Raw genomic sequence first — 12,377 nt, forward strand, 5'->3', positions numbered from 1 at the left:
AACAGAAAGCTTAAAAGCCAGGCTGTGATTGGACATGCAAAACCCCCGAAGGTGGATGTCCAACTTTCGGGGGTCAGTTCAGGGTGGGCGGTTTTTATTGAGAATTATATAGGCCGATCACGCGGCCAGTTCATCCGTCTCGTTTTCCTTGAACATCTTGGCGAGGTTCAGGAAGCAGATCATGCCGTTTTCCGAAGCGATGATGCCTTCGCAATAGGCCCGGTCGAAGGAGGCGGTCACTTCAGGTACGGGCTGGACCTGGCTGGACGAGATGGTGAGAATGTCCGAGACGCGATCGACCAGCATGCCGATGACCATGCTGTGAACTTCGGCGACGACGATGGCGCTGCGCTCATTGGCGACGGTGCTCTTCATGCCGAGTTTGAAAGCAAGATCGATGATCGGGATCACCGAGCCGCGCAGGTTCATGACACCGATGACATCGGCCGGTGCATGCGGGATCGGCGTCGACGGCGCCCAGCCGCGGATTTCGCGGATGGTCGTGGTCTTGACGCAGAATTCCTGGTCATGCAGGCGGAAGGCAATAATTTCGAGCGTATCGCCGCTGAAGTTAGTCGAATTGATCGTGGCCATTAGAATTCTTCCCAACTATCGTAAGCCAGGGCAGAAGCGGATGCGCCACCATTGGCGCGGACAAGCTTTGCCTTCATACCACGCGATGGCTTGCGCTCGGCGAAGCATCGTTACGGTTGTCGATGACTTTAGCGAAAGAGTGTTGCCCAAATCTAAATTGAAAGACGAGATTGAGAAGGTTTTTGAGCTCGGATGAAGACGAGACGGTTTTGCTGCCAATCTCCTCGAGCCGATATTTTCGCAGTTCTCCGATCTTCTCAGCTTATCGTCTTTTCAATCTGCGAAACCGCCCAATCGACCTGCTCTCTTGATATGACCAGTGGCGGAGCGAGGCGAATCGTGTGGTCGTGGGTGTCCTTGGCGAGAAGGCCGCGCTCCTTCAGCGCATGGCAATATTGCCGTGCGCCGCCGGCTTCGGGTTCCAGCTCGATGGCCATCATCAGGCCGCGGCCACGCACGTCCCTGACGATGTTCGAGCGGATCGACCTGAGGCCTTCGAGAAAGTAGTCGCCCGTAACCGCGGCGTTCTCGATCATGCCCTCTTCCGTCAGCACCTTGAGTGCTGCGCGCGCCACTGCGCAGGCGAGTGGATTGCCGCCGAAGGTCGAGCCGTGCTGGCCGGGCTTCAGCACGCCCAGAACTTCGGAATTCGAAAGCACGGCCGACACCGGATAGAAACCGCCAGACAGCGCTTTGCCGATCAGCGTCACGTCGGCCTCGATGCCTTCGTGTTCCTCGGCCAGCAGCTTGCCGGTACGGCCGAGGCCGGTCTGGATCTCGTCGAGGATGAGGGTGACGTTGTTATCAGTGCAAAGCTCACGGATGCGAGTGAAATAGCCCGCCGGCGGGATGATGACGCCGGCTTCGCCCTGGATCGGCTCAATCAGGGCGGCCACGGTATTGCCGTTGATTGCGGCGGCGAAAGCCTCGGCATCGCCGAAGGGAATGGTGCGGAAACCTGACGTGTAGGGGCCGAAACCGCTGCGGGCCTCGGGATCTGTCGAGAAGCTGATGATGCTCAGCGTCCGGCCATGGAAATTATCGGCGCAGACGATGATCTCCGCCTTGCCCTCCGGCACGCCCTTGACCTCGTATCCCCATTTGCGCACCGCCTTGATGGCGGTCTCCACCGCTTCGGCACCGGAATTCATCGGCAAGATCTTGTGCGATCCGGTGAGAGCCGCGAGCTCTTCGTAGAGATAGGCGAGCTGATCGTTGCGGAAGGCGCGAGAGGTGAGCGTCAGCCTGCCCGCCTGCTCGACCATGGCGGCGAGGATCTTCGGATGGCAATGGCCCTGGTTGACGGCGGAATAGGCCGAGAGGCAATCGAGATAACGGTTGCCGTCGGTATCCCAGACATAAACACCTTCGCCACGCGTCAGCACCACGTCGAGCGGCTTGTAGTTATGGGCGCCGAGCCGTTGTTCCGTGGCGATCAGTTTTTCCGAAGTGTTCATGGCCGTTCTCCCTCTAGTTTTATTTCAACGCATGTCGTTATCGCAAAACCGCTGCACACTGTTGCTCGACATGCTCTTATGCGGCGCGTGTCGGACGATCGAAGATGCGGCGGCCGAAGAGGCTTGCCGTCAGCTCCACCAGGATGCGGGCGCTCTTGCCGCGATCGTCGAGAAACGGATTGAGCTCGACGAGATCGAGCGACGAGACGAGGCCGCTGTCCGAAAGCATTTCCATCACCAGATGCGCCTCGCGAAAGGTCGCACCGCCAGGCACCGTCGTGCCGACGCCCGGGGCAATCTCGGGATCGAGGAAATCGAGGTCGAGGCTGACATGCAGCAGGCCGTTCGCCTTGGTGACGACATCGAGGATCTCACGCATGATGGCGCCGATGCCCTGCTCGTCGATCGCGCGCATGTCGAAGACGTTGACGCCGTGTTCGTGGATTTCCTCGCGCTCGCGCGCATCGACCGAACGGATGCCGACCTGGAAGACATTCTTCGGATCGACGAACGGACGGTCCTTCAGCAGGATGTCGGCGAACTCCGCCTCGCCGCAGAAGAAGGCGACGGGCATGCCGTGAATATTGCCGGAGGGCGACGTCGCCGGAGAATTGAAATCGGCATGGGCATCGAGCCAGAGCACGAAGAGCGGGCGGCCTTTGCCGGCGGCATAGCGGGCCATGCCGGAAACGCTGCCCATGGAAAGGCTGTGGTCGCCGCCGAGAATGAGCGGAAAACGGCCGGAGGCGGCCACATCGTGGACGCTGCTTTCGAGGGCGCGCGTGAAGGCCCCGACGATCCTCAGATTATGGGCCTTCGGGTGGTTCGGCAGGTCCATCGCCGGCACGATCCTGAGATCGCCGATATCGGCGACGTCATGGCCAAGCTCGATCAGCGTCTGGTCGACGCCGGCAATGCGCAGGGCCGCAGGGCCCATGGCAGCCCCTCTGCGGCCGGAGCCTTCTTCCAGCGGCGCGCCGATGAGGGTGACAGATCGCGATTGCGCATTCATTTTGGAGGGCTCCGTGTTGAGGCCTGTTTCGGCCGATAGTGGGATAAAGGGCTGGCGGCAAAAAGATGGAAAAGTGTCAGAAATGGACTATGATTGCGCAGATTGATAAACCTATTTTGACAAAGTGATCAGCGTGGACGATCTCGACACCGAACTTCTGAGTGCACTTCGCCATAACGCCCGGATTTCCGTCTCCTCGCTTGCAGCGATGACCGGCGCATCGCGGGCAACGGTTGCCGCCCGGATCGACCGGCTGGTGGCCAGCGGCACCATCGTCGGCTTCACCATCCGCACCGGTCATGAGACGCGCTCCGCCGGCGTGCGCGCCATCGTCATGATCGAGGTGCTTGGCAAGCTCGCCGACAGGGTGGCCGATCAGTTGCGGGGCCTGCCGCAGGTGCGCGCACTGCACAGCACCAATGGCAAATGGGATTTCGTCGCCGAGCTCGAGGATCGTGACCTCGCCGCCTTCGACGAGACGCTGCGTCGCATCCGGCTGGTCAACGGCATCAATTCGACCGAGACCAATATCCTTCTCAAGACCAGCAAAACCGGTTTCTAAGCCGGCTTAAAGCTCGTGCATGCTGTCCTCAAACTGTGCACAGCTTCGGGCGAGATGCTTCAATATTCCCGTTCGTAGACAATCCCGGCTTCGCCCTCACCGTTGCCACCGGCCCCCCCGCGCAGCTTGACACCGCGGCCGACATCGAGGTTGATCACCGCCTTGGCGCCGGCCGAACCGCCCTGCTGCAATTCAAAATAGGTGCGATCGTTGAGATAGCGGCCGACGCTGACGCTCGTCTGGCCCTTGGAATCGGTGCTGACGTCGAAATCGTCGACGCCGAGCTGGTTGCGCAGGCCTTCGAAAAGCGAGGTGGAGCGGTTACCGGCCAGCTGACTGACAGCGTCGGCGAGCTGGGCGATCTGCACCGGCGAGAGCTTCGACATCGACTGGCCGAAGATCAGCTGCGCCAGCACCTCGTCCTGCGGCAGTTGGGGCGAGGAGGAAAAGGTGATCGCAGGGTCGGTAGCGAGGCCGGCGACGTCGACCGTCAGCGTCGTCGAGCCGGAGTCCGAGGTCGCTTCCATATCGAGCGCCGGCGTCAGGTCGCCGGCGAAGGTGATTCTGCTTTTGTCGGAAAAATCCAGCCGGCGGTTGAGGATGGTCATGCGGCCGCGGCGCATGGTGAACCCACCGGTCACGATGGGTGCTGCCGCCGTTCCGCGGATCGTCACCAAGCCGCCAAGCTCGGCATCGATGCCGCGGCCGCGCACGAAGATATGCGAGGGCGCGTCGATTTCGAGATCCAGCGTGATCACGGAGGATTTCTCTCCGGGTTTCTGCTCGCCGTCATCCCGCAACTGCGCAAGTACAGCCCGCGGCGCATTCTTATGCCGAATGTCGATTTCTCTCAGCGAGGTGGGCAATTTTTCCGGGACCGTGATCGAGGTTTTGTCCAGTCGAAGCTTGCCGCTCAGCGTCGCATTGGTGATCGGCCCGCGCAGGCCGACCGTGCCATTGACTGTCGAGACGACAAGGGTTCCATCGACATAGACCGCCTTGTCGAGCTTGATCGAAATGTCAGCGGGAAAGCCTCCGGCCGGCTGGATGCCGATGGTGCCGCTGGCCGAAATCGTGCCGCCGCCGCCAAGGCTGCCGGTGAGGCGCGATATCACGGCCTGGCTGCCATTGAAGGTCACGGTCGCCGTCAGATTGTTGACGGCCATATTGCGCCGAACGTCCACGAGCTTTGCGCCATTGGTCGAGACAGTGCCGTTGATGACGGGTGCTGCGGCCGTTCCGCCGATCTGGAGATTGACGGTGGCGACGCCGTCCGCGACGAGGCCCTGTTGCGCAAGCGGAGCGCCGAGCACGGCGAAAGGAAGATTGCCTGTGAAGCGCATGTCGATGGCGCGACCGCCTGTGATGACGACGCTGCCGCCGCCCTTCAGCGACATGCCGGCGTCACCGGCAAGGCTGGTATCGACCGTCAGTCTGTTTCCGGCAAGTTTGCCTGATGCGCCGATGCTGATTGGCGAAAGGCCGGCACCTTTTGTCTGGCTCGTCGCTGCGTTCTTCCAATCAACCTTGAAGTCGACGGAGGGGGCCGATAGCGCGCCGGTGGCCTTTACGGTCGCCGAGACCGCGCCCTCGGCTGCAAGGCCGGGAACAAAGCCGTTGGCAATGCCGGCCGGAAGATTGGTGGTACTCGCCGTGACATCGAGCGACCGGATCGAGGTGCCTGCTATGGCGAGATTGCCGGCAGCTTTCAGCGCAATGCCGCCGCCGCCGTTGAGGGCGGCATCGAAATCCAGCCTGTCACCGGTGTATTTTCCCGTCGCCGCCAGCGCAAGGCGGGAAAGGCCGGCAGCCTTGGTGTGGCTGGTCGCGGCGTCTTTCCAGTCGAGCTTGAAATCGACGATCGGATTTGCCGGCGTTCCCGACGTTATAGCACTTGCCGAAAGCGTGCCTTCGGCACCGAGTCCTGGAACGAAGGCATTTGCGATATTTGCCGGCAGCGCCGGAATATCGGCATTGATCGAAAGGTCCCGGATAGCCGTTCCCGCGATCGTCACGCCGCCCGTCGCCTTGGCCAACACGCCGTCCTTGCCGGCGAGGTTGGCGTCGAAATCGACCCTGTCATTGGCGAACTTGCCGGACGCCGCAGCATTCAGGCCCGAAAGGCCGCTGCTCTTGGTCTGGGCGGTCGCAGCGTTCTTCCAGTCGAGTTTGAAATCGACGGCCGGTTTCGGAAGTGCTCCGGAGGCAGATGCCGTTCCTGACAGGGTGCCCTCTGCGCCAAGACCCGGGACGAAGCCGTTGGCGAGGCCTGCCGGCAGGTTGGCAAGATCGGCCTTGACGTCGAGCGTTTTAACCGAGGTGCCTGATATCGCGACGTTGCCGGCGGCCTTCAGCGAGAGGCCGTCCTTGCCGGCGAGATTGGCATTGAAATCGAGCCGGTCGTCGGTGAAGCGTCCGGATGTGGTGAGCGCGAGGCCCGAGAGATGAGCGCTTCTGGTCTGGCTGGTCGCAGCATCCGTCCAGTCGAGCTTGAAGTCGGCTTTCGGTGCGGCGAGTGTCCCTGAGGCGGACGCAGTGCCGGATATCGTGCCGCCGGCCGCCAGATTGGGAACGAAGGCATTTGCGAGACTGGCCGGAAGCTTGGCGATCTCGGCATCGACCTTGATGCTGTCGATCGCCGTACCGGCCAATGCGACATTGCCCATGGCCTTCAGTGAGAGGTCTTTAGCGCCGCTGACTGCAGCATTGAAATCAAGCTTGTTTTCGGCAAATTTTCCCGATGCTGTTACGCCGATCGCGGCAAGGCCGGCACGTTTCGTGTGGCTCGTCGCAGCATCCTTCCAATTGAGATCGAAATTGGCGGTCGGAGCGGAGAGCGACCCGCTGGCCGAGATCGTTCCTGAGATCGCGCCTTCGGCGGCGAGATCGGGGACGAAGCTGTTTGCGATAGTTGCCGGGATATTTGCCAGCGCTGCATCGACCGTGACGTTGCCGATCGTCGTGCCCGTGATGGCGACATTGCCGTTTGCCTTCAGCGAGAGGCTGTTGGCGCCACCGATTACGGTGTCGAAATCGAGCTTGTTGTCGGCGAATTTTCCGGATGCCTTGACGGCGAGGTCGGCAAGGCCCGCACGCCTCGTATGGCTCGTCGCAGCACGTTTCCAAGCGAGATCGAAATTGGCGGTGGGATTAGCGAGGGAGCCGGAGGCCGCCAGTTTTCCCGTAATCGTGCCTTCGGCGGCGAGATCGGGAACGAAACCATTGGCGATGCGGGCAGGCAGATTGAGGATATCGGCGTCGACATCGAGCACCGGCGCCTTTGGGTCGGCGAGCGTGACATTGCCGGCAGCCTTGAGCGACAGGCCGTCATTGCTGCCGACCGTCGTGTCGAAATCGAGCTTATTGTCGGTGAATTTGCCGCCGGCGGTGATGCCGAGCGGTGCCAGACCCGCCCCTTTCGTCTGGCCCGTCGTCGCATCTTTCCAGTCGAGCTTGAAGTCGGCGACGGGTGCTGCCGGCGTTCCGGTCACGGCAATGGTTCCGGAGATCGTACCGCCGGCAGACAGGTTCGGCACGAAACCGTTGGCAAGCGCTGCCGGCAGCTCGCGAACGTCCGCATCGATATTCAGCGTTTCGCCGGCGGAACCAGTGACGGTCAGCGAACCGGTGCCGGTCTTCAGCGTCAGTCCGCTCAGGCTAGCGGCACCGCCGCCGATGGCGACCTGCGTCGGTGCGGCAAGCTCGATCGGGATATTGCGGGGGCTCGCCGAGAAGCGATCGAGGTTCAGGTGCATCGTACCGCCCGCCGCTTCGATATTGCCGGCGGCCAACACGGGATTGCCGTCATAGGCAGCATCAAGATCGAAATCGGTATGGTCTTGCTGCTTGGTAAAATCGAGCGAAAGGCCGGCGAGCCTGTTCGTTCCGGCACTCACCTCCTCGGCCTTGACCGTGCCGTTTGCCGCAAGGGCTTTGAGATCGCTGACCGTGACATCGATATCCGGCTTGACGATCGCAAGCGTATCACGGCGGATCGAGTCGCCGGTCGCAAGCAGCTTGAGCGCAATCCTGCCGCCATCGCTGCTGACGCCGAGCGAGCCTTTGAGATCGCCTTCGGCCTTCTGTCCGCCGAGTGCGGCGAGCAGGCCGATATTGGGGAAATCGAAGGTCAGCGCGCCTGTCGGCTCAAGGGAGGACGAGAATTCCACATTGCCGGTCAGCCGGTTGCCGCCGATGTCGGCGGTCAGCGCCGGAATGCTCGTCTTGCCGTCCTGCGAGCGGATGTCGCCGTTGATGCCGATCGGCTGGCCATCGATCGTGCCGGTGGCGGTGATCCTGCCCTGCGGGGCCTTGGGATCGGCGAGACCCGACAGGTCGATATTGAGGTTGCCGAGCACGCGGTCGGCCATTTCAAGGCTGGGCGCCTTGAGATTGGCCGTGACGGAGATTGCCGGGAGCTCACCTCCCACTCTCAACGCATAACCCGCCCCGCCGCTGGCGCCGGGGATGAGTTTGCCGATGTCAGGCAACCGGCCGGAGAGATCGGCGTTCAACATCCCGCCGTCGAGCGCGACGTTGCCAGCGGCTTCGAGCGTACCGGACTTCAGGACGAGATTGGACAGCGCAAATTTCGACGGGATGGTGCCGACCACCTGGCTTTCGAGCGAGATCGGTCCGTCGAACCTTTCTGTTGCCGCAGCCGGCAGGGCTGCCGGGTTGATGGTGAGCTTGAGGTTACCGGTCAGCGCTTGGTCTGTCAGCCGATAGGAGCCGTTGAGGCTGCCGTTGATATTGGCGCTTTCGACGGTGGTGCCGTTGAAGCCGATACCACTGGGCGAGATCTGCAGCGGCGAGGCGATGGTGATCGGGCCTTGGACCGCACGATTGAGGTTCGGCTCGGCAAAGGTCGCGTCGCCGGCAACAAGGCGCAGTTGGACGCTGCCGGAACGGGCGGCGAGATTGAAGGCGTCGCTCTTTGCCGTCAGCTTGACGTTGCCGATGTCGGCCTGCGGAAGGTTTGCGGTGTCGAGCGAGCCGCTGACATTCAGTCGGGCGGCCTGCGCATCGCCTGTGAGCGCCAGGTTGAGGCCTGATATAAGAAAGCGCGCTTCGCCTTCGGCGAGCGGCCAGCGGAAATCGACAGGCCCCGACGTGCCGAGCAGATTGGCGTTCAGGCTGTTGTTGCCGGCTGGATCGAGGGTGCCGGAGGCGGCGATCACGACGCTGCCGGTGGCGATATTGCCGGTCTGGATATCGATCTTACCGTGATCGTCGAAGGTGGTGGCAAGATCGATATTGGTCTGGCCGGCAAAAAGCGGCCGGAATGCCGATGGAAGCAGCGAGCTCAGGTCACCGCCGCCCTTGAGATCGAGGTGGTGCAGCCCGTCTTCGCTGATCTGATGCCGGGCCTCGATTGCGGCGCGCTGCTGCCCGTCGAGGGCAGCCTGCAATTTGCCTTTCCAATCGGAGATCGGCCCCTGGCCATCGAGATCGATGTTGACGGCCGGGCTGTCCGGCAGGCCGAGAAAGCCCGCCAGCAGTCCGCCCTTCGGCTCGGACAGCTGTGCCTTCAGCCGCAGCCGGTTTTCGGCTGGCGCAAAAGCGATGTCGGCGGCAAGCCGCGCATCCGGAACCGCGTGACGGCTGACATTGACGACGGCCTCGCCGCCATCGCCGTTCGCCGAAAGGCTGCCTTCGGCGGCGAGCGCAAAGGCGCGGCCGGCAAGGGGTGCGGCAAGGTTGATATCGGGCAGCGCGATGCGCTCTACATCGACTTTGATCGGAAGGCGGAATCCGCCGGAATTTTCTGCCTTGGGCCGCGAGGGCAGGGTGCGTACCGGCTTGCGCAGCACGTTGATCGCTTCGATCTCGAAGCGTTTGGCATGGAAGGTTCCGGTCAGCAGCGCAAGCGGATTCCAGTCGATCGCGACGCCATGAATTTCCGCAAAGACGCCCCTGGTGTCGGAAATGGAGATCTCGGCGGCGCGAAGCCCGCCGGTCAAAAGGCCTTGCGGTTCGCGAACCTCGATCGTCATGTCGCGATTGGACAGTGTGGAGGCTATCTTTTCGGTGACGATGCGGGCGCCAAAACTGGTGAAGCCGAAGATCGCCAGTGCTACGACCGCGAGAATCAACGTGGCACCGACGACATAGCCGGTGAGCCGTACGACCCAGTTGACGATTTTTGTCAGCGTTTGCATTGGCGCGGACACTACCCCGTTTTCATGACGGCTCGCAGATCGGAATACACGGGGAAATCGGCAATCCTAGAAGGATTGGCCGATGCCGGCGTAGATTCCGTAATCTGTGCCATCTTCGTACTTGTTCAGCGGCATGGCAAAATCAAGCCGCAGCGGGCCGAAAGGCGTTGCATATCGTATTCCGGCGCCGGCGCCGGCGCGGATATCGGAAAAACCCGGAAAGGTGCTGTCCGATACGGTGCCGACGTCGATGAAGGGCACGATGCCGATCGTATCGGTGATCTTGATGCGGGCCTCCAGCGAACCGGTCACATAGGAGCGGCCGCCGGTGGGATCGCCATTGTCGTTATAGGGCGAGATTTCCTGATAGCTGTATCCGCGCACGGAGCCGCCGCCGCCGGCAAAGAAGCGCTGCGTGGCGGGAATGTCCCCAATGCTGTCGCCGCCGATCAAGACGCCGGCTGCAACCTTGCCGGCAAGCACCACGCCGTCTTCCTGGCCGAACGGCAGATAGCCGGAGATCGAGCCCTCGAATGCCGCATAGGGCGTGGCGTTGAAGATTTCGTAGCCAGGCTTTGCCGAAAGCGTCGCGCGGTAGCCCTCCGTCGGATTGAACTTGTCGTCGCGTGCGTCGCGATCATATTGGATCGGCAGGGTGAAGGTCAGGTAGTCGTTCTCGCCGAAGGCGTCGTCATCGCGCTCCCAGCTGACCTCGCCGCTCGCCGAGACGGTGTCCTGGTCGGTCAGTTCGTAGGAAAGGCCGAGCGAGGCAGTGACGAGCGTCGCGTTATAGGCATCCGGATTTTCGGTCTTGGCGACGATGCCGGCCTTCAGGGTGGCGGCGGGGAAGAAGGCGCCGGGCTTGGTGAAGAGGATGCCGGCGGAATAGTCGAGGCTGCCGACATCCGTCGTTTCGCCAAGCCGTGAGACCGATCCTTCGATCCTCAGCGTTTCGGCTTCGCCAAAAAGGTTGCGGTGGCCCCAATAGCCCTGAACACCGAAGCCGTCGGTGGTGGAATATTGCGCGCCGACGCCGAAGTAACGCCTCTTGCCCTCGGAAACTTCGATCGTCATCGGCAAGGTGCCGTCCGATGCCAGCGCATCTCCTTGGTGAATGGTGACGCTCGAAAAGACGCCGAGGGCGCGAAGCCGCTCGCCGGCTTTCTTCAGCGCTTCCGGCGAATAGGCTTCGCCCTTGTTCAGCCGGGAATAACGCTGGATGAAAGCTGGCTTGACGGTCTTCTCGCCGGTGACGCCGACATCGCCGATCGGAGCGATAGGGCCTCCCTCGGCAGCAAGGACGATATCGACGGTATCGCTGTTGTGATCGGCGACGACCTTGCGTTCGGTCAACTTGGCGAAGGGCCGGCCTTCGCTCTTCAATTGTTCGACGATCTTGTCGCCGGCCCTGATGATGGCGAGCGAGCCGGCCCGCGCGCCCGGGGCGAGATCGTAATCAGCGGGATTATGGTTTGCGGCATCGCCGCCGAACTGGACCTCCCTGACCTTGAAAACGGGGCCGGGAGCAATGGCGACGGTGACGGGGATCGGCCCGGACCGGTCGAATGTCGGATTGGGCGGCAGGTCGTCGATATTCTTGCCGTCGATGGTGATCGTCACCAGGCCGCCATAACGGGCTTTTTCATACAGAGTGGCGATCAGCCGCTCCCGGTCGTCGCGCGCCTTGACGACGATGCCGAGATCGCCGGACACCGGCAGCTTCTGGTCGCTGACGAGACGGGAACTGTTTTCCAGCGCTTCTTTCAGGTCCGGATCGGCGGTATCGGCTTTGAGGTCGACCTGGTAGCGCACCGGATCGGGCACCTGCTCGCCTTCGTCTTCCTCTTTGCCGAAAATGGTGATGCCGAAAAGCTTGAAGGCGTAAGCGTCGCCGATCAGCACCGGTGAGAACGCAGCCGCCGCTGCGACCACCATCATGGTGCCTGTTCGCCGATACGCAGTACCTGTTTTCGGGCCTGTCCCTCTGATCCGCATCCGCCGCTTTTGGTTGTGTCTACATTGAAGCTTCGTTGCCCAGCCATGAATAGCTTAGCGGCAAAATCGCGCGAGGTGTACCATTTTAAATTGCCAACGCGCTAATTTAGCACAAAAAATCCCGGACCTGTGTCCGGGATTTCCTGAATTTGCCGATTTCAGAGCGCTCTCAGCGCGGGCAACTATCGATATAGCGGCGGCCGTAGCGGTCGCGATAGTAGCACTGGCCGGGCTGTTCGGCGACGCTGCCGATGAGGGCGCCGGACACGCCGCCAATAGCGGCGCCGACTGCTGCGCCACGGACGTTGCCGGTAACTACGCCGCCGATGACGGCGCCTGATGCAGCGCCGATGCCGGCGCCCTGCTGCGTCGGCGTGCAGCTTGCGATCGACAAGCCGATCAATGCGAGTATGATAACTTTCTTCATCTTTTCTCTCCGAGGTTGTTGCCCAGCGGGCAAAGGCCGTCCCTTTTATTTTTTGTCAGCTAGATCGAAAACTATGTCGGAAGAAAGGGTTGTCCACTGCTGTCCTGATTTTTTTCGATACAGGATGTTGTCGCCAGCTGCGCGGTTTCGCGAATTTCCATTATACTTG

The 12,377-nt window shown here is 61.8% G+C and carries 7 protein-coding genes; 1 reads left to right on the forward strand and 6 read right to left on the reverse strand.

The features are described from left to right. Positions 1 to 117: 117 nt before the first annotated feature. The 3 genes from A6U98_RS01900 to rocF all read right to left on the reverse strand — a co-directional run bounded on the left by A6U98_RS01900 (position 118) and on the right by rocF (position 3,063). The gene (locus tag A6U98_RS01900) at positions 118 to 594 is read right to left on the reverse strand and encodes a chemotaxis protein CheW (RefSeq protein WP_003543427.1); all 477 of its coding nucleotides are present in this window, start codon (positions 592 to 594) and stop codon (positions 118 to 120) included. A gap of 257 nt (positions 595 to 851) precedes the next feature. Then, positions 852 to 2,051, reverse strand: a complete 1,200-nt coding sequence (rocD, locus tag A6U98_RS01905) for an ornithine--oxo-acid transaminase (protein WP_064647585.1) — start codon at positions 2,049 to 2,051, stop codon at positions 852 to 854. A gap of 76 nt (positions 2,052 to 2,127) precedes the next feature. Further along, positions 2,128 to 3,063 (reverse strand): arginase, encoded by a 936-nt coding sequence (gene rocF / locus A6U98_RS01910; RefSeq protein ID WP_064647587.1) that lies wholly within the window; start codon positions 3,061 to 3,063, stop codon positions 2,128 to 2,130. A gap of 124 nt (positions 3,064 to 3,187) precedes the next feature. Between rocF and A6U98_RS01915 the strand changes: the two genes are divergently transcribed. Next, positions 3,188 to 3,625: an Lrp/AsnC family transcriptional regulator gene (locus tag A6U98_RS01915; RefSeq protein ID WP_197496326.1), complete on the forward strand. Its 438-nt coding sequence runs from the start codon at positions 3,188 to 3,190 to the stop codon at positions 3,623 to 3,625. A gap of 59 nt (positions 3,626 to 3,684) precedes the next feature. Here A6U98_RS01915 and A6U98_RS01920 read toward each other — a convergent pair whose 3' ends face one another. The 3 genes from A6U98_RS01920 to A6U98_RS01930 all read right to left on the reverse strand — a co-directional run bounded on the left by A6U98_RS01920 (position 3,685) and on the right by A6U98_RS01930 (position 12,208). Further along, positions 3,685 to 9,786 (reverse strand): translocation/assembly module TamB domain-containing protein, encoded by a 6,102-nt coding sequence (locus A6U98_RS01920; RefSeq protein WP_064647589.1) that lies wholly within the window; start codon positions 9,784 to 9,786, stop codon positions 3,685 to 3,687. Between the two features lie 66 nt (positions 9,787 to 9,852). Next, positions 9,853 to 11,781 carry an autotransporter assembly complex family protein gene (locus A6U98_RS01925; RefSeq protein ID WP_197496327.1) on the reverse strand — a complete coding sequence of 643 codons (1,929 nt, stop codon included), beginning with the start codon at positions 11,779 to 11,781 and terminating at the stop codon, positions 9,853 to 9,855. A gap of 169 nt (positions 11,782 to 11,950) precedes the next feature. Continuing rightward, the gene (locus A6U98_RS01930) at positions 11,951 to 12,208 is read right to left on the reverse strand and encodes a YMGG-like glycine zipper-containing protein (RefSeq protein ID WP_064647593.1); all 258 of its coding nucleotides are present in this window, start codon (positions 12,206 to 12,208) and stop codon (positions 11,951 to 11,953) included. Positions 12,209 to 12,377 lie beyond the last annotated feature (169 nt).

Source organism: Rhizobium sp. WYCCWR10014 (assembly GCF_001657485.1).
GTDB lineage: Bacteria > Pseudomonadota > Alphaproteobacteria > Rhizobiales > Rhizobiaceae > Rhizobium.